Raw genomic sequence first — 18,987 nt, 5'->3', positions numbered from 1 at the left:
GCCGATGGAACGCATACCTATTCTGCGTATCGGCGACCTGCTGCTGGTGACGATCCAGGTCGACATGCATGACCGCCTGGCGATGACCTTGCAGGACGACTTGACCGAGCGCATCGTCAAGGACCAGGCCAAGGGCGTGCTGATCGATATCTCGGCGCTCGACCTGGTCGACTCGTTCATCGGCCGCATGATCAGCAACACGGCCGCCATGGCGCGCGTGCTCGACGCCCAGACCGTGCTGGTGGGCATGCAGCCGGCCGTCGCCATCACGCTGGTCGAGCTGGGCTTGACCCTGCCGGGCGTGAAAACCGCGCTCAATGTCGAAAAAGGCATGGCACTGCTTGGCAAGAGTTATCAATGAACGGTGCGTCGTCAGCGGACCCGGTCCGCTTCGCCTCGCCGTTGCTGGAAGCGGACCGCACGGTGCGCGCCAGCCAGACCTTGCCGTTGCGCACCGACGAGCACGTCGTGGCCGTGCGCCGCGTGGTGCGCGAGCACGCGCTGGCGCTCAAGCTGAGCCTGGTCGAGCAGACCAAGCTGGTCACGGCCGCCAGCGAGCTGGCGCGCAACACCATTAAATATGGCGGCGGCGGCATGGTCGTCGCGCAGGAATTGACCGACGGCGTGCGCCACGGCCTGCGGCTGGTGTTCGCCGACGACGGTCCCGGCATCGCCGACATCGCGCAGGCGCTGCGCGACGGTTTCACCAGCGGCGGCGGCCTGGGCCTCGGCCTGGGCGGCGCCAAAAGACTTGTTGACGAGTTCGACATCGATTCACGCAGTGGAGAGGGCACCGCGGTCGCGGTCGTCAAATGGAAAAAATAGCCAGTTCGTTCGACGGTCAGCAGTGGTTTTCGATTGTGCACCCGAGTGATATCGCCAGCGCCCGCCGTTGCGGCCAGCGCATGGCGCAGGACGCCGGCTTCGACGATGTGCGCAGCGGCCAGGTGGCCATCGTCATCAGCGAGGCCGCCACCAACGTGTTGAAGCACGCCGGCGAGGGGCGCATCGCGCTGGCGCCGGTGTTCAGCGGCGGCAGCGCCGGCGTCGAGGTGCTGGCGCTCGACAAAGGGCCCGGCATCGCCAACCTGGGGCAGGCGCTGCGCGACGGCGTCTCCAGCGCCGGCACCGCCGGCACCGGCCTGGGGGCGATGCGCCGCTTGGCCGACGAATTCGACGTCTACGCCGTGCCGGGCAAGGGCGCGGTGTTTTGCATGCGCCTGTGGCCGCGCGCCGGCGCCGGCGCGCCGCTGCCGTCGGCGGCGCCGGCGCCGTCCCTGTCCGGGGCGGTGTGCCTGCCGCTGGCCGGCGAGACCGAGAGCGGCGACGCCTGGCTGGTGGCGCGCCAGCGGCACGCCATCGCGCTGATGGTGGTCGACGGCCTGGGACACGGACCGGAGGCGGCCAAGGCCGGCCGCGCCGCCGTCGACACCATGGCGCTGCAGCCGGGCATGCGTCCGGCGCAACAGATCGAGGTGTGCCACGCGGCGCTGCGGGCCACGCGCGGCGCCGCGCAGGCGATCGCGCTGCTGGACCTCGAGGCGCGCCAGCTGTCGTTCGCCGGCGTCGGCAACATCGGCGCCTGCATTATCGATAGCGACGGCGACGTGCGCCGCCAGATGATGTCGCACAACGGCATCGTCGGCCATAACATCCGCAAGGTGCAGGAGTTCGTGCTGCCATGCCCGCCGGGCGCGCTGGTGATCCTGGCCAGCGACGGCATCGCCACGCAGTGGGACCTGGCGCAGTATCCGGGCCTGGCCGCGTGCGATCCGGCGATCGTGGCGGCGGTGCTGCTGCGCGACCATGCGCGCGCGCGCGACGACGCCTGCGTGCTGGTACAACGCTGTCCGGGAGAACGTTGATGTCGCTTACCCGCATCCTGCAAGTCGGCATCGACAGCGAGCCTGACGTGGTGCTGGTGCGCCAGCGCGCGCGCCAGATCTCCGGCCTGCTCGGCTTCAGCGTGCAGGACCAGGTGCGGGTGGCGACGGCGGTGTCGGAGGTGGCGCGCTGCGCCTACGGCCGGCTGTCGGGCGGGCGCGGGCAGTTCGCGCTCGACCAGCGCGGCGCGGTGGCGCAATTGACGGTGTCGATCCGCGCCGAGAACCGGCCCACGGGTTCGGTGTCCGGCGCCGCCGCCGCGCCGGCGCCGGCGGGCGGCGTCGAGATGGAATCGGCAGCGGCGCAGTTCGACAACGCCATCCTCACCGCCCGCCGGCTGATGGACGACTGCGAGGTCGAACACGCGGCCGGCGGCGGCCTGACGGTGGTCATGCGCAAGGACCTGCCGGCCGGCCACCGCATCGATGGCGCCGGCCTGGCGCGCGTCGGCGCCGAGCTGGCGGCCAGCCCGGTGCAGAACACCTACTCGGAGATGCAACAGCAAAACCGCGAACTGGGCGCCGCGCTGGCCGAGCTGCGCGAGCGCCAGGACGACCTGCTGGCGCTCACGCGCGAACTGGAGGACACCAACCGCGGCGTGGTGGCGCTGTACGCCGAGATCGAGGAAAAGGCCGAGCGCCTGCGCAAGGCCGACGAGATGAAGTCGCGCTTCCTGTCCAACACCAGCCATGAACTGCGCACGCCACTGAGCTCGATCCGGGCGCTGGCCAAGCTGCTGCTCGACCGCATGGACGGCGACCTCACGCCCGAGCAGGAGCGCCAGGTCGGCTTCATCGCCAGCGCCGCCTTCGACCTGTCGGAGCTGGTCAACGACCTGCTGGACCTGGCCAAGATCGAGGCCGGCAAGGTCGAACTGACGATCGCGCCGGTCGACATCGAAAACCTGTTCAGCACCCTCAAGGGCATGCTGCGCCCGCTCACGCGCAACCCCGACGTCGAACTGGTGTTCGTGGCGCCGGCGGCGCCGCGCCGGTTGCTGTCGGACGAGCCCAAGGTGGCGCAGATCCTGCGCAACTTCATCTCCAACGCGCTCAAGTTCACCCAGGCCGGCCAGGTGACGGTGGCGCTGCACGACGACGGCGCCGACCAGGTCACCTTCACCGTCACCGACACCGGCATCGGCATCGAGGCCGACAACCTGCAACTGATTTTCGAGGAATTCAGCCAGATCGCCCATCCGCTGCAGGCCGGCGCCAAGGGCACCGGCCTGGGCCTGCCGCTGTGCCGCCAGCTGGCGCAGCTGCTGGGCGGTTCGGTGGACGTGGCCAGCGTGATCGGCGCCGGTTCGACCTTTTCGCTGCACCTGCCGCGCCGGCCCGAGGGCGCGATCGACGGTGCCCCATGAAAGACAAATCCATGAGCAATGACAGCATATTGATCCTGAATGTCGACGACAACGACGGCGCGCGCTACGTCAAGACGCGCATCCTGCACGGCGCCGGCTTCCGGGTGGTGGAGGCGGCCAACGGCACCGACGGGCTGGCGCTGGCGCGCCAGATGCTGCCGGCGCTGGTGCTGCTGGACGTCAAACTGCCCGACATCAACGGCATCGAGGTGTGCCGCCGGATCAAGGACGATCCGCTGACCGCCGGCGTGCTGGTGCTGCAAACGTCGGCCGCGCTGACGGGGCGCGACGACAAGATCCGCGGCCTGGAGGGCGGCGCCGACAACTACCTGGCCGCGCCGATCGAGGCCGACGAACTGGTGGCCAACGTCAACGCGCTGCTGCGCCTGCAGCGCACCCAGACGGAGCTGCGCAACAGCGAGGAGCGCTTCCGCCAGCTGACCGAGAACATCGAGGACGTGTTCTGGATGTTCGACCTGCAAAGCGGCGCCGTGCTGTACGTGAACAACGCCTACGATTCCTTCTGGGGCCGGGCGGCGGCGCAGCTGCAGCAAAACACCGGCGACTGGCTCGGCGCCATCCACGCCGACGACCGCGTCGCCGTCGCCGCCCGCTGGGAAGCGGCGCAGCACGGCGAGCATTACGACGAGGAGTACCGCCTGCTGCTGGCCGACGGCACCCTGCGCTGGGTGCGCGACCGCGCCTTCCAGGTGCGCGACGCCGCCCACACGCCGTACCGCATCGCCCGCATCAGCAGCGACATCACGCAGCGCAAGACCATGGAAGGCCTGCTGCGCGCGGCCGACGACAACAAGAACGACTTCCTGGCGACCCTGGCGCACGAGCTGCGCAACCCATTGAGCCCGATCCGCAACGCGGTCGCGCTGATGGGCGTGGCCGACGCCAGCCAGGTCGAGGTGCACCGCAAGGCGCGCCAGGTGATCATGCGCCAGGTCGGCCATCTGGCGCGGCTGGTGGACGACCTGCTCGACGTGGCCCGCATCTCCGAGGGCAAGCTGGCGTTGAAGCTGGAGGACCTGGAGCTGCAGTCGGTGCTGGAGCCGGCGCTGGAGACGGCGCGGCCGTTGATGGAATCGCGCGGCCACACCTTGACCGTCGCCGTGCCGCCGCAGCCGATCCGCCTGCACGGCGATCCCGTTCGGCTGGCGCAGGCGGTCGGCAACCTGCTGCACAACGCCGCCAAGTTCACCGTCGTCGGCGGCGAGATCCGGCTGGAGGTGACGTTGCCGGCGCCGGACCGCGTGCGCATCGCCGTGCGCGACAACGGCATCGGCATCTCGACCGAGAACCTGCCGCGCATCTTCGACATGTTCGCGCAGGGCGCGTCGGCGCACGACCGCGCGCACGACGGCCTGGGCATCGGCCTGTCGCTGGTGTCGAAGATGGTGCAGATGCATGGCGGCACGGTGTACGCCGAGAGCGCCGGCCCGGACCAGGGCAGCAGCTTCGTCATCGAACTGCCGCTGCTGGCCGCGCCCGGCGCGGCGGCGGCCCCGGTGGCGGGCGCCGGTGCGCCGGCGCCGGCGTCGGCCAAAGGCTTGAACCGGCTGCTGGTGGTCGACGACAACGTCGACTCGGGCGAGGTGCTGAGCGACCTGCTGCAGTTGCTGGGTTACGAGGTGCGGCTGGCGCACGACGCGGCGGCCGCGCTGGCGAGCGCGCGCGAATTCGCGCCGCACGCGATGATCCTCGACATCGGCATGCCCAACATCGACGGCTACGCGCTGGCGCGCATGCTGCGCGCCGATTCGGCGCTGTCGCGCATCCGGCTGATCGCCCACACCGGCTTCGGCTCGGCCGAGGACCGCGAGAAGACCGCCGCCGCCGGCTTCGATTTCCACCTGGTCAAACCGGCCGCGCTCGACGAGCTGCAGCAGACCTTGCGCCTGCTTTAAGCCGTTTGCACGCTCTTTTGCGTCTGGTATAAGCGCGCGTAGATGCCGTTTTGCGCCAGCAGCGCGGCGTGGCTGCCCGCTTCGGCGATGCGGCCGCCGTCGAGCACCACGATGCGGTCGGCGTTCTCGATGGTCGACAGGCGGTGCGCGATGACCACCGTGGTGCGGCCCTTCATCAACACTTCCAGCGCCGACTGCACCAGCCGCTCCGATTCGGTGTCGAGCGCGCTGGTGGCCTCGTCGAGGATCAGGATCGGCGCGTTCTTGTACAGGGCGCGGGCGATCGCCAGGCGCTGGCGCTGGCCGCCGGACAGGCGCAAGCCGTTTTCACCGACCGGCGCCAGATAGCCGCCCGGCTGGCGCTCGATGAATTCGTGCGCGTGCGCGGCGCGCGCGGCCGCCTCGATGCGCGCCATCGACGGCGCCGGGTCGCCGTAGGCGATGTTGGCCGCCAGGGTATCGTTGAACAGCACCACATCCTGGCTGACCAGCGCGATCTGGCTGCGCAGCGACGCCAGCGTGTACTCGCGCAGGTCGACGCCATCGAGCTTGATGGCGCCGGCGCCGACGTCGTAAAAGCGCGGCAGCAGGCCGGCCAGGGTGGTCTTGCCGCTGCCGGAGCTGCCCACCAGCGCCACCGTTTCGCCGGCGGCGATGTCGAGCGAGACGTGGTCCAGCGCGGGGTGCGCGTCCGGCGCCAGCGGCCGGCCGTCGGCGCCGCGGTAGTGGAAGCTGACATCGTCGAGTTGCAGGCGGCCCGCGGCGCGCTCCAGCGTCCTGGTGCCGGTGTCGGCCTCGGTGTCGGTGTCGATCAGGCCGAACACCGATTCGGCGGCGGCCAGGCCGCGCTGCATCGGTTCGTTAATCTTGGTCAGGTTCTTGATCGGCGACTGCATCGCCATCAGCGCCGACATGAAGGCGACGAAGTCGCCCGGCGACAGCGCGCCGGCCTGGCTGCGGATCAGCGCGAAATAGATCACCGACGACAGCGTGATGCCGATCAGCAGCATGATGATGCCGGAGTTGAGCGCCGACGTCGCCGCGTGCTTGACGGCCAGCTGGCGGTTGGTCTTGACCACGCTGTCGAAGCGGGTCTGCTCGTAGGTCTGGCCGCCGAAGATCTTGACCACGCGCTGGCCGCTGATGCTCTCGTCGAGCACATTGGTCAGCTCGCCCATGGCCGCCTGCGCGCTTTTGCTCAGGTGGCGCATGCGCCGGCCGGTGAAGGTGACGATGGCCGCCACCAGCGGCAGCAGGCCGAGGCAGAACACCGCCAGCTGCCAGTCGACGACGAACAGGGTGATCAGGTAACCGATGGTGGCCACCGAGTCGCGCACGGCGACGTTGACGACGTTGAGCACGGCCTGCGACACCTGGGCCGCGTCGAACGCCACGCGCGAGAGCGTGGTCCCGGTCGAGGACTGGTCGAAGTAGCCGTTCGGCAGGCGCATGATGCGGGCGAACATCTGCTCGCGCAGGTTGGCCTGCACCCGGCTGCTGAGCCAGGCGGCGCCGTATTCGCCGACGAAGCTCGAGACCATGCGCATCACCGCCAGGCCGAGGATCACGGCCGGGATGGTCCACAGCGCCACGCGCGCCGGGTCGCTCGGCAGCAGGGGGGCGAGCACTTCGCGTACCCAGGCCAGGATGCCGGTGGCGGGGGCGCCGCCGGCGTTGTGGGCCGGCGCCAGCGCGTCGATCACGTTCTTCAGCTGGTTAATCAGCAGCACGTCGGTGGCCGCCGCGACGCCGACCGCGAACAGCGTGACGGCGACGATCCCGGCGTAGGGACGGAACTGGTTGAGCAGGCGGATATAGAGTAGGCGGCTGGACACGTGTGGCGTTCTGAGAGCGGCGAATCCGCCATTGTACCCCTCCGGCCCGGGCGCCAGCGTGTAAAACCCCGACACCCGTGGCGAGTTCGGTTGACCCGGGCGCAAACTTGGTTACACTCTGATCTTGCTTCCGAATGGAGAGATTTGATGCGCACCGCCCCTTTGCAACCTTCCCCGCTGGCAGCGGCAATGGCTTTTGCCCTGTCCACCTTCCTGGCGCCGGCCCACGCCGACACCATCATCGACCACGCCAACGGCTACACGCTGACGGCGGCGGGCGCCTTGCAGCGCTTCACGTCGCTGGGGTTCGACGATCTGGGACGGGTGATCGCGGTGGGCAGTGAAAAGGACACGGCGGCCAGGCTGCCGGACGCGCAGCACATCGACGCCCAGGGCAAGACCCTGCTGCCGGGGCTGATCGACGCCCACGGCCACGTGTTCGAGCTGGGCGAGATCGCCTCCGGCGTCGACCTGTTCGGCGCGACCAGCCTGGGCGGCGCGGTGCGCGCGGTGGCCGAATTTAGCCGGACCCATCCGAAGAACGCCTGGATCGTCGGCTACGGCTGGAACCAGGAAGTGTGGAAGCTGGGCCGCTTCCCGACCGCCGCCGAACTCGACGCCGTGGTCAACGACCGGCCCGTGCTGCTGCACCGGGTCGACGCCCACGCCAGCTGGGTCAACACCAAGGCGCTGGAAATGGCCGGCATCGGCAAGGATACGCCCGATCCGGCCGGCGGCAAGATCGAGCGCGACGCCACAGGCAAGCCGACCGGGGTGCTGGTCGACAGCGCCATGGAGCTGGTCAACAAGGTGGTGCCGCTGCCGACGCCCGCGCAGGCGCGCGGCACGCTCGACAACGCGCTGGCGGCGCTGGCCAAGGTGGGCCTGACCAGCGTGCACGACGCCGGCATCAAGGTGGCGCAGGACGATCTGTACCGCGACTACGCCGACCACGGCAAGCTGACCACGCGGGTGTATGCGATGATCGGCGACACCGCCGGCGACTTCGACGAGCTGGCCAGGGAAGGGCCGCTCAAATCCTACGCCAACGACGTCTACGCGCTGGCGGCGGTCAAGCTGTATTCGGACGGCGCGCTGGGCAGCCGTGGCGCGGCGTTGCTCTCGCCCTACAGCGACATGCCGTCGACCAAGGGCTTGCTGTTCTACCCGAACGCCGAGATGCTGGTCAAGATGAACAAGGCGATGAAGGCCGGCTACCAGGTCAATATCCACGCCATCGGCGACGCCGGCAACCGCCAGATCCTCGACGCCTACGCGCAGCTGATCCCCCAATATAAGAACGTGCAGCTGCGCCACCGGATCGAGCACGCGCAGGTGGTGGCGCCGGAAGACATCCCGCGCTTCAAGGCGCTGGGCATCATCCCGTCGATGCAGCCGACGCACGCGACGTCGGACCAGAACATGGCCGAGCACCGCGTCGGCCCGGAGCGCATCAAGGGCGCCTACGCCTGGCGCACCTTTTTGGACCAGGGTTCGCGGATCGCCTGCGGATCGGACTTCCCGGTGGAGTCGCCCAACCCGTTCGAGGGCTTGCACGCCGCCGTCACGCGCCAGAACAACGCCGGCGTGCCGGCCGGCGGCTGGTACAAGAACCAGGCGATGACGATGACCGAGGCGTTCCGCTGCTTCACGCTGGACGCGGCCTACGCGGCCAGCCAGGAGAACGTCATCGGCTCGCTGGAGCCGGGCAAGTGGGCCGATTTCATCCTGGTCGACCGCGATATCTTCAAGGTCGCGCCCGAGCAGATCGGCAAGACGGTGGTGCTGCAGACCTGGATGGGCGGTAAGCGCGTGTACAAAAGGTAACGGTCAGGCGCGGAAATAGTGGCTTGACTTGGTTGTCTATACAACTTATCCTTGTGGCTATCATCCACAGGAGGAGGCCCCATGACCAGCCATTTAGACAGCGATCCACGCTACGACGCCAGCCGCGAGATCCGCGCGCCCCGTGGTCCGGAACTGACTTGCAAGAACTGGGGCGCCGAGGCGGCCTACCGCATGATCCAGAACAATCTGGACAAGGAAGTGGCGGAAAATCCCAGGCATCTGGTGGTCTACGGCGGCATCGGCCGCGCCGCCCGCAACTGGGCGTGCTACGACCAGATCCTGGCCTCGCTGCGCGAGCTGGAAGACAATCAAACCTTGTTGATCCAGTCCGGCAAGCCGGTCGGCGTGTTCCAGACCCACGAGGACGCGCCGCGCGTGCTGATCGCCAATTCGAACCTGGTGCCGAAGTGGGCCAACTGGGAGCACTTCAATGAACTGGACCGCAAAGGCCTGTTCATGTACGGCCAGATGACCGCCGGCAGCTGGATCTACATCGGCACCCAGGGCATCGTGCAGGGCACCTACGAAACCTTCGCCGAGGCGGGGCGCCAGCATTTTGGCGGCGACCTCAAAGGCCGCTGGGTGCTGACGGCGGGCCTGGGCGGCATGGGCGGCGCGCAGCCGCTGGCCGCGACCATGGCCGGCGCGGTGTCGCTGACCGTCGAGTGCCAGCAAAGCAGCATCGACTTCCGCCTGCGCACCCGCTACCTGGACAAGCAGGCGCACAGCATCGACGAGGCGCTGGAGATGATCAAGCTGCACAAGGCCAACGGCGACGCGATTTCGATCGGCCTGCTGGGCAACGCCGCCGACGTGCTGCCGGAGCTGGTGCGCCGCGCCAAGGCCGGCGCCGATGGCCTGGTGCCCGACATCGTCACCGACCAGACCTCCGCGCATGACCTGATCAACGGCTACCTGCCGCAGGGCTGGAGCGTCGATGAATGGAAGGCGGCGCAGCACGACGAGGCGCGCCACGCGGCGCTGAAGGAAGCGGCCACCGCCTCCTGCGCGGTGCACGTGCGGGCGATGCTGGACTTCCAGACCCTGGGCGCCAGGGTGGTCGATTACGGCAACAATATCCGCCAGGTGGCGTTCGACCATGGCGTGCAAAACGCCTTCGACTTCCCCGGCTTCGTGCCGGCCTATATCCGCCCGCAGTTCTGCGAGGGGCGTGGTCCGTTCCGCTGGGTGGCGCTGTCCGGCGACCCGGAGGATATCTACAAGACCGACGCCAAGATCAAGGAACTGTTCCCGCACCACGCGCAGGTGCACCGCTGGCTCGACATGGCGCGCGAGCGCATCGCCTTCCAGGGCCTGCCGGCGCGCATCTGCTGGCTCGGACTGGGCGAGCGCCATATCGCCGGCCTGGCCTTCAACGAGATGGTGCGCAGCGGCGAACTGAAAGCGCCGGTCGTCATCGGCCGCGACCATCTGGATACCGGCTCGGTCGCCAGCCCCAACCGCGAGACCGAGAGCATGAAGGACGGCACCGACGCCGTCTCCGACTGGCCGCTGCTGAACGCCTTGTTGAACACCGCCGGCGGCGCGACCTGGGTGTCGCTGCACCACGGCGGCGGCGTCGGCATGGGCTATTCGCAGCACTCCGGCGTGGTGATCGTTGCCGACGGCACCGAGGCCGCGGCGCGCCGCCTGGCGCGGGTGCTGGTCAACGACAGCGGCACCGGCGTGATGCGCCACGCCGACGCGGGATACGAGACGGCGGTCGCCTGCGCCAAGCGCAACGGCCTCAATCTGCCGATGATCAAATAATTAGAGAACCTACATGACCACCAATGCATTGACCTTGAAGCCCGGCGCGATGACGCTGGCCGAATTGCGCGCCGTATGGACGAGCGCCGCTCCGCTCTCCCTGGCCGCCGAAGCCTGGCCGGTGATCGAGGCCTCGGCCGCCGCCGTGCGCGCCATCGTCGCCAAGGGCGACGCCGCCTATGGCATCAACACCGGGTTCGGCCTGCTGGCCAAGACCCGCATCCCGGACGACAAGCTGGAACAACTGCAGCGCAACCTGATCCTGTCGCATTCGGTCGGCACCGGCGAGCTGCTGCCGAACGCCGTCTGCCGCCTGATCATGCTGATGAAGATCGGCAGCCTGGCGCGCGGCTACTCCGGCGTGCGCCCGCTGATCGTCGAGACGCTGATCGCGCTGTACAACGCCGGCATCATGCCCGCCATTCCGGCCAAGGGCTCGGTCGGCGCCTCGGGCGACCTGGCGCCTCTGTCGCACATGACCTTGGCCATGCTGGGCGTGGGCGACGTGCGCTTCAATGGCGAGATCACGCCCGCCGCCGACGCCCTCAAGGCCGCCGGCATCGCGCCGGTGGTGCTGGCCGCGAAAGAAGGCCTGGCGCTGATCAACGGCACCCAGGTGTCGGCCGCGCTGGCGTTGCATGGCCTGTTCATGGCCGAGCGCCTGCTGGAGGCGGGCATGGTGTCCGGCGCCTTGTCGCTGGACGCCGCCAAGGGCAGCGATTCGCCGTTCGACGCCCGCGTGCACGAGGTGCGCGGCCAGCCCGGCCAGATCGCCGCCGCGTCGATCTACCGCCAACTGGTGAGCGACAGCGCGATCCGCGCCTCGCACCTGGTCGGCGACGAGCGCGTGCAGGATCCGTATTGCCTGCGCTGCCAGCCGCAAGTCATGGGCGCCTGCTGGGACATCATCGGCAACGCCGCCCGCACCTTGCTGATCGAGGCCAACGCCGTGACCGACAATCCGCTGCTGTTCAAGGATGGCGAGCTGTCGGTGGTGGTCTCGGGCGGTAACTTCCACGCCGAGCCGGTGGCCTTCGCCGCCGACACGCTGGCGCTGGCCATCGCCGAAATCGGCAGCATCTCGGAGCGCCGCATCGCGCTGCTGATCGACGCGACGTTGTCCGGCCTGCCGCCGTTCCTGGTGCGCGAGCCGGGCTTGAATTCCGGTTTCATGATCGCCCATGTGACCGCCGCCGCGCTGGCGTCGGAAAACAAGTCGCTGGCCCATCCGGGCAGCGTCGACACCATCCCGACCTCGGCCAACCAGGAGGACCACGTCAGCATGGCGACGTACGCGGCGCGCCGTCTGGACGACATGGCGCAGAATACGGCGGTGATCATCGGTATCGAGCTGCTGGCGGCGGCGCAGGGGATCGATTTCCATCGTCCGCTGACGACTTCCCCGCATCTGGAGCACGTGCACGCCCAGCTGCGCCAAAAGGTGGCCGTCTATGAACAGGACCGCTTCTTCGCGCCGGATATCGAAGCGGCCAAGGGCATGGTCATGCGCGGCGAGTTGAGCGCGTCGTGCAAGGAGTTGTTCGCATCGCTGCATCCATAACCGGGGGCGCCATGGATTATCAGTTCAAAGCAGGCAGCATTCCCTTGCTGGTGTCCATGCCGCACGTGGGCACGGATATTCCCGACGACGTGGCGGCGGCGATGACGCCGGCCGCCGTCGACAAGCAGGACACCGACTGGCACCTGGCGCGCCTGTACGACTTCCTCGGCGAGATGGGGGCGTCGACCTTGTCGGCGCGCTGGTCGCGCTACGTGATCGATTTGAACCGGCCGCCGGAGAACACCAACCTGTATCCGGGGCAGGACACGACCGGTTTGTGCCCGGTCGACACCTTCCACCGCGAGCCGCTGTATCTGGAGGGCCGCGTGCCGGACCAGGCCGAGGTCGAGCGCCGCCTGGGCCTATACTGGAAGCCGTACCACGAGCGCCTGCGCGCGGAGCTGGACCGCTTGCTGGCGCTGCACGGCGCGGTGGCGCTGTGGGACGCCCATTCGATCGCCTCCCACGTGCCGCGCTTCTTCGAGGGCAAGCTGCCCGACCTGAACTTCGGCACCGCCGACGGCGTCAGCTGCGCGCCGGGGCTGGGCGAGGCGGTGGTGTCGCGCGCGCTGGCGCAGCGGCGCTACAGCGTGGCCGTCAACGGCCGCTTCAAGGGCGGGCATATCACGCGCTTCTACGGCAAGCCGGAGGCGAACGTGCACGCGATCCAGCTGGAGATGTGCCAATCCACCTATATGGACGAGGAAGCGCCGTACGGCTACCGCGCCGACCGCGCCGACCAGGTGAGGGGGCTGCTGCGCGAGATGACGCGGGCCGCCGCCGACTGGGTGCGCCGATGAACAGGCTCTTGGCCCGGAACGCGCTGCTGCCCGACGGCTGGCGCACCGACGTGCTGATCGAGTGGGATGCGGCGGGCGCCATCACGACGGTGCGGGAAGGCGGCGCGGGGGAGGGCGCGGAAACCGTCGAGTATGCGCTGCCGGGCATGATCAACCTGCATTCGCACAGCTTCCAGCGGGCGCTGGGCGGGCGCACCGAAAAGGCCGGACCGCACAAGGCCGGCGGTGTGCACGACAGTTTCTGGACCTGGCGCGACCTGATGTACCGCTTCGCCCGCAATATCACGCCGGCGCACATCGAGGCCATCGCGGCCCAGCTGTTCTCCGAATGCCTGCGCCACGGCTACACCTCGCTGTGCGAATTCCACTATGTGCAACGGGCGCCGGACGGCGCCATGTACCCGCGCCCAGCCGAGACGGCCGAGCGCGTGATAGCCGCCGCACGGTTGGCCGGAATCGGCGTGACGGTGCTGCCGGTGTTGTATAGTTATTCCGGTTTTGGCGAAAGCGCGCTGAAACCGGAACAGCAGCGTTTCAAGACCGACGTCGCCGATGTGCTGCGCGTGATCGAGGCGCTGGAGCCGTTGCGCGACGCGCAAACCGAGGTCGGCGTGGCGCCGCATTCGCTGCGCGCGGCGTCGGTGGGGCAGATCAACGCCGTGCTGGCGGCCTTGCCGCCGGACCGTCCGGTGCACATCCACATCGCCGAGCAGCAGCCGGAGGTGCGGCAGTCGCTGGACTGGAGCGGGCGGCGTCCGGTCGAATGGCTGCTCGACCATGTCGATGTCGACCAGCGCTGGTGCCTGGTGCACGCCACCCACCTGACGCGCGCCGAAGTCGACCGCATGGCCGATAGCGGCGCGGTGGCCGGCCTGTGCCCGACCACCGAGGCCAACCTGGGCGACGGCCTGTTTCCGCTGGAGCATTTCCTGGCGGCGGGCGGGCGCTTCGGCATCGGCAGCGACAGCCATATCTCGCAAAGCCCGGTGGAGGAATTGCGCTGGCTGGAATACGGCCAGCGCCTGCAGCACCAGCGCCGCAATATCGCGGTGTCGGCCGCGCAGCGCAATGTCGGCGACTTTTTGTGGCAGGGCGCCTTGCGCGGCGGCGCGCAGGCGGCGGGACGGCCGGTCGGCGCCTTGGCGCCGGGTCGCCGCGCCGATGTGATCGTGCTCGACGGCGATCACCCGAATCTGTATGGCTTGGCGCTGGACGAGGTGCTCGGCAGTTTTGTCTTCAGCGGCAACGACAATCTGGTCAAGGACGTCATGGTCGGCGGCCAGTGGGTAGTACGCAACCAGCAGCACGTGGCGCAGCAGGCGATCGCTGCGCGCTTCAAGCAGACGATGGCCGAACTGAGGGAGTTCCGATGACCCAGCTGATCCAGTATGCAAGCCTGATGCCCGCGCCGTGGAAGAACGGCGGCGGCAGCACCACCGAAATCGCGGTCTCTCCTGCCGGCGCCGGTTTCGACGATTTCGACTGGCGCGCCAGCCTGGCGACCATCAGCCAGGACGGGCCGTTTTCTATTTTCCCCGGCATCGACCGCACCCTGGCGCTGGTCGACGGCGACGGCGTGCTGCTCGATTTCGGCGACGAGCGCGTGGTGCTCAGTCCCAGCGAACCGCTGATCGAATTCGCCGGGGAGGACGCGGTACACGCCACCGTCACCGGCGCCAACACCACCGATTTCAATGTGATGACGCGGCGCGGCCGCTGCCGCCACCGGCTCGAGGCGTGCGTCGTGCGCGGCACCCTGGAGCTGAACCGGCGCGCCAGCACCACGCTGGTGTTCCTGGCCGACGGCGAAAGCCTGTCCGTCAGCAGCGCGCGCGAACGCATCGCCATGGTGCGCTACGACATGCTGGTGATCGAATCCGAACAGGTGTGGAGCCTGGAGGCGGCGCAGGCGACCGTGTTCGTGGTCGATATCGTCAACAACTAGAACCAGAATAATTCGAAGGCATGGCATGACCGCGTGGGATGTGTTGTTTACCAATGTGCACCTGGCCACCATGGACCGCGGCTACGGCGAAATCCGCGATGCCGCCATCGCCGTCAAGGATGGCCGCATCACGTGGCTGGGACCTGTGGCGGCGCTGCCGTCCGACGCGCGCGCCGCCGCCACGCATGACGGCGAGGGCTGCTGGCTGACGCCCGGCCTGATCGACTGCCATACCCATATCGTCCACGCGGGCAACCGCAGCGATGAATTCGAGGCGCGCCTGAACGGCGCCACCTACGAGGATATCTCCCGCGCCGGCGGCGGCATCATGTCCACCGTGCGCGCCACCCGCGCCGCGTCCGAGGACGAATTGCTGGCGCAAAGCCTGCCGCGCGTGCGCAGCCTGCTGGCCGAAGGCGTGACGACGATAGAAATCAAATCCGGCTATGGGTTGACCCTGGAATCGGAAGCGAAGATGCTGCGCGTGGCGCGCCGTATCGGCCGCGACGAGTCGGGCAAATTCCCGGTCGCTGTCGCCACCACCTTCCTCGGCGCGCACGCGCTGCCGCCGGAGTTCGCCGGCCGCGCCGACGCCTACATTGACGAAGTTTGCGCCATGATCGCGCCGCTGGCGCAAGAGGGCCTGGTCGACGCGGTCGACGCCTTCTGCGAACGGATCGGCTTTTCGCACGAGCAGACCGATCGCGTGTTCCAGGCCGCGCAGGCGCACGGCTTGCCGGTCAAGCTGCACGCCGAACAGCTGTCCGACCAGCGCGGCGCGCAGCTGGTGGCGCGCTACGGTGGCCTGTCGGCCGACCACCTCGAACATTTGAGCGGCGACGGCGTCGCCGCGATGGCGGCCGCCGGCACGGTGGCGGTGCTGCTGCCGGGCGCCTACTACTTCCTGCGCGATACCACGCCGCCGCCGGTGGCCGCCTTGCGCGCGGCCGGCGTGCCGATGGCCGTCGCCACCGACTGCAATCCCGGCACCTCGCCGATGACATCCCTGCTGCTGGCGATGAACATGGCCTGCACCTTGTGGCGATTGACGCCACTCGAGGCGCTGGCCGGCTGCACCGCGCACGCGGCGCGCGCGCTGGGCCGGCAGGGAGATATCGGCACCCTGGAAGTGGGCAAGCGGGCCGACTTCGCGCTGTGGCGCATCGCCCGGCCGGCCGACCTGTGCTACGCCATCGGCATGAATCCCTGCGCGGGCGTGGTCAACGCCGGCGTATGGCGTGCGCCACACGGCTAGGCGTGCGCAGGGCGGGTTTGCAAAAAAACGTTCCGTTGCCGGGGCTTTCGGTTACATTATCCCGATCCCACAACCTGTAACAGGACACCATGTTTGCCTTGAATTCGCTGCGCGTCGCCGTTTTGCTGTCATTGGGCGCGCACGCGCTGGCGTTCGCGCAGGAACCTGCGCCGCCGGCGCCGCCGGCGCCACCTGCGCCGTCGCCGTCGACCGAGGTGCCGGTGGTCGCCACCACGCCGCTGCAACCGGCCGCCGCGCCGGCGCCGGCCGTGGCGGCGCCCGCGGCCACCCGGCCTTTCGCGGAGCTGGTGCGCGGCGCCAGGCAGCACCCGGGCTTCCTCAATCTCTATCAGAAAGAAGAAAAGGTCTGGATCGAGCTGCGGCCCGACCAGTTCGACCGTCCGCTGTTCATGTCCGTGAACATGCCCAACGGCCTCGGTGAGCGCGGCGTCTACGGCAGCCAGATGGGCTTCAGCCGGGTGGTGACGTTCCACCGCATCGGCAACCTGGTGCAGATGATCGCCAAGAACACGCAGTTCAAGGCCATTGGCGGCACACCCGAGGCGAAAGTGGTGGCGCAGGGTTTCTCGGACAGCCTGGTGGCGATCGCGCCGGTGTCGAGCGGCCCCAATCCGAAGAACCAGTCGGTGCTGATCGACGCGAACATCCTGCTGTTCGGCGACATTCCCGGTTTTTCGACCCGGCTGGAATCGGCCTTCCGCCTGCAGTACGCGATGGATGCGCGCAACAGCAGCTTCACATCGGTGCGCAGCGACGAGGCGATGACGGGATTCCAGGTCAACGCGCATTACGCGGTGGCGCGCATCCCGGCGCCGCCGCCGGTCATGCCCGCCATGCCGGCGGCGATCGCCAGTCCGCCCACCACGTTGCCGGACCCGCGCAGCATGTTCCTTGGCTTCTATTACACCTTCATGCCGCTGCCGGCCGAGCCGATGGCGAGCCGCCGCGCGGATGACCGGGTCGGTCATTTCGTCACCACCAACCAGGACTTCTCGGACGACGTGGCGCCGACGACGGCGGTGCACATGGTGTCGCGCTGGCGCCTGGAAAAGAAGGACCCGGCGCAGGCATTGTCGGAGCCGAAGCAGCCCATCGTCTACTGGATGGACGCGAACATCCCGGACAAATACCGCGAGTCGGTGCGCCAGGGCATACTGGCCTGGAACGCGGCGTTCGAGAAGATCGGCTTCAAGGACGCGGTGGTTGTCAAGCAGCAGACCGCCGCCGACCGCTTCGATACGATGGACGCGCGCCACGCGTCGGTGCGCTGGTTTGTCGGCAGCGACGTCGGTTTCGCCATCGGACCGCGCCAGGTCGATCCGCGCACCGGCGAGATACTCGATGCCGACATCGGCATGTCCGACGGCTTTTCGCGCACCGCGCGGCGCATGGTGAGCGAGGATGGCATGGGCGGGACGGTAGCTTTCGCGCCCCATGACGGCGACGCGGCACATGAAGACCGCTGCGATTACATGCTTCAATCCGGCGACGAGATGGGCTTCGCCATGGGCTTGCTGGAGGCGCGCGGGGAGCTGGAAATGGGCAGCCCGCAGGCGGACGCCGTGGCGCAGGCGTACGTGCGCTCGGTGATCATGCACGAGGTGGGACATACGCTGGGATTGCGGCACAACTTCCGCTCGTCGACGATCTACACCATCAAGCAGTTGCAGGATGCGGCGTTCACCAGGGAGCACGGCATGACCGGCTCGGTGATGGATTACACGCCGTTCAACCTCGCGCTCAAGGGCGAGCGGCAGGGCGAGTATGTGGCGTCCGCGCTGGGGCCTTACGATTACTGGGCGATCGAATACGCGTACAAGCCGATCGAGCCGGCGCGGGAGAAGCAGGAGCTGGCGAGGATCGCGGCGCGCTCGAACGAGCCGCTGCTTGCCTTCGGCACCGACCAGGATGCGGGCGGTTTCAATTCCGATCCGGACGTGAATGTGTTCGATCTGGGCAGCGATCCGCTGGCCTACTTCCAGCGCCGCCTGGCCATTTCGCGCGAGCTGTGGGACCGGATACAAAACCGCACGCTCAAACCGGGCGAGAGCTACGAATCGCTGCGCCGCAGTTTCGACTACGGCTTCCAGCAATTCGCGCGCACCATGCCGGTGGTGGTCAAGTACGTGGGCGGCGTGACCTATCTGCGCGACCACGCCGGCACCGGCCGCGCCACCTTCACCCCGGTGCCGCTGCCGCGCCAGCGGGCGGCGTTGAAAATGCTGACCAATAGCCTGTTCAAATCCGACAGCTTCACCTTCACCCCGGCGATGATCAGCCGCCTGGGCGCCGACACCTTCGCCATGCGCGGCAAGGCCGACGTGTCGGTGGGCGGCAGGGTGCTTGGCTTGCAGGCCGGCGTGCTCGATCAGTTGATGTCCGACGCCGTCGCCGTGCGCCTGATCGACTCGCGCGAGAAGTTGGACAACCCCGGACTGGGCCTGGGCCTCGACGAGTTGTACTCCACCGTGCAGGACGCGGTGTGGAGTGAACTCAAGACCGGCAAGGACATCACCGGCATGCGCCGCAATCTCCAGCGCGAGCATCTGAAGCGCGTCGCGGTCATGCTGCTGCGCGCCACGCCGTCGATGCCGGCCGACGCGCGCAGCCTGCAACGCGAGAATTCGCTGGCGCTGCAGCGCGATCTGCGCGGCGCGATGGCGCGGCCGGCGAGCCGCGAGGTCAAGGCGCACCTGTCCGAGAGCTACGAGACGCTGAGCCAGGCGCTGAAGGCGCCGATGCTGCGGGTGGGCACCTGATGCGGGGCTGGTTGGGCGGGGCGCTCT

14 protein-coding genes are annotated in these 18,987 nt (G+C 68.6%); 13 read left to right on the top strand and 1 reads right to left on the bottom strand.

Features of this window, described 5'->3' with window-relative positions; genetic code table 11:
* Positions 1–4 precede the first annotated feature (4 nt).
* The 5 genes from BMX85_RS11715 to BMX85_RS11695 are packed head-to-tail and all read left to right on the top strand — an operon-like array spanning position 5 to position 5,166.
* Positions 5–361: an STAS domain-containing protein gene (locus tag BMX85_RS11715; protein ID WP_090317440.1), complete on the top strand. Its 357-nt coding sequence runs from the start codon at positions 5–7 to the stop codon at positions 359–361.
* Positions 358–825: an anti-sigma regulatory factor gene (locus BMX85_RS11710; RefSeq protein ID WP_090317437.1), complete on the top strand. Its 468-nt coding sequence runs from the start codon at positions 358–360 to the stop codon at positions 823–825. The genes BMX85_RS11715 and BMX85_RS11710 overlap by 4 nt, the downstream gene beginning before the upstream one ends.
* Positions 813–1,865, top strand: coding sequence for an ATP-binding SpoIIE family protein phosphatase (locus tag BMX85_RS11705; RefSeq protein WP_090317434.1), 1,053 nt, complete (start codon positions 813–815; stop codon positions 1,863–1,865). The genes BMX85_RS11710 and BMX85_RS11705 overlap by 13 nt, the downstream gene beginning before the upstream one ends.
* On the top strand, positions 1,865–3,250 hold the full coding sequence (locus BMX85_RS11700) for an ATP-binding protein (RefSeq protein ID WP_090317431.1): 1,386 nt from the start codon (positions 1,865–1,867) through the stop codon (positions 3,248–3,250). Before BMX85_RS11705 ends, BMX85_RS11700 begins: the two co-directional genes overlap by 1 nt.
* Before the next feature lie 11 nt (positions 3,251–3,261).
* Positions 3,262–5,166, top strand: coding sequence for a hybrid sensor histidine kinase/response regulator (locus BMX85_RS11695; RefSeq protein ID WP_090317748.1), 1,905 nt, complete (start codon positions 3,262–3,264; stop codon positions 5,164–5,166).
* Here the strand turns inward: BMX85_RS11695 and msbA are convergent.
* A complete protein-coding gene (msbA, locus tag BMX85_RS11690; protein WP_090317428.1) occupies positions 5,163–7,001 on the bottom strand; it encodes a lipid A export permease/ATP-binding protein MsbA in 1,839 nt (612 codons plus the stop codon). The genes BMX85_RS11695 and msbA overlap by 4 nt on opposite strands.
* Before the next feature lie 189 nt (positions 7,002–7,190).
* Here msbA and BMX85_RS11685 point away from each other — a divergent pair, with 189 nt between their 5' ends.
* From BMX85_RS11685 to BMX85_RS11650, 8 genes are all read left to right on the top strand, one after another.
* Complete coding sequence (locus tag BMX85_RS11685; RefSeq protein ID WP_229210399.1) at positions 7,191–8,828, top strand: amidohydrolase; 1,638 nt, start codon at positions 7,191–7,193, stop codon at positions 8,826–8,828.
* An 81-nt stretch (positions 8,829–8,909) separates the two neighbouring features.
* Entirely contained in the window at positions 8,910–10,619 is a 1,710-nt protein-coding gene (gene hutU / locus BMX85_RS11680; RefSeq protein ID WP_090317423.1) for a urocanate hydratase, read from the top strand.
* Positions 10,620–10,632: 13 nt separating this feature from the next.
* Positions 10,633–12,180: a histidine ammonia-lyase gene (gene hutH / locus BMX85_RS11675; RefSeq protein WP_090317421.1), complete on the top strand. Its 1,548-nt coding sequence runs from the start codon at positions 10,633–10,635 to the stop codon at positions 12,178–12,180.
* A gap of 11 nt (positions 12,181–12,191) precedes the next feature.
* Entirely contained in the window at positions 12,192–12,980 is a 789-nt protein-coding gene (gene hutG, locus BMX85_RS11670; RefSeq protein WP_090317418.1) for an N-formylglutamate deformylase, read from the top strand.
* On the top strand, positions 12,977–14,353 hold the full coding sequence (locus BMX85_RS11665; RefSeq protein ID WP_090317415.1) for a formimidoylglutamate deiminase: 1,377 nt from the start codon (positions 12,977–12,979) through the stop codon (positions 14,351–14,353). Before hutG ends, BMX85_RS11665 begins: the two co-directional genes overlap by 4 nt.
* Entirely contained in the window at positions 14,350–14,925 is a 576-nt protein-coding gene (locus BMX85_RS11660; protein WP_090317412.1) for a HutD/Ves family protein, read from the top strand. Before BMX85_RS11665 ends, BMX85_RS11660 begins: the two co-directional genes overlap by 4 nt.
* 25 nt (positions 14,926–14,950) lie before the next feature.
* Positions 14,951–16,180 (top strand): imidazolonepropionase, encoded by a 1,230-nt coding sequence (hutI, locus tag BMX85_RS11655; RefSeq protein ID WP_090317410.1) that lies wholly within the window; start codon positions 14,951–14,953, stop codon positions 16,178–16,180.
* A gap of 89 nt (positions 16,181–16,269) precedes the next feature.
* The gene (locus tag BMX85_RS11650; protein ID WP_090317407.1) at positions 16,270–18,960 is read left to right on the top strand and encodes a zinc-dependent metalloprotease; all 2,691 of its coding nucleotides are present in this window, start codon (positions 16,270–16,272) and stop codon (positions 18,958–18,960) included.
* Positions 18,961–18,987 lie beyond the last annotated feature (27 nt).

It is taken from the genome of Duganella sp. CF517 (genome assembly GCF_900110275.1).
Classification (GTDB): Bacteria; Pseudomonadota; Gammaproteobacteria; order Burkholderiales; family Burkholderiaceae_D; genus Rugamonas.
This window is presented reverse-complemented; position numbering and strand designations above follow the sequence as displayed.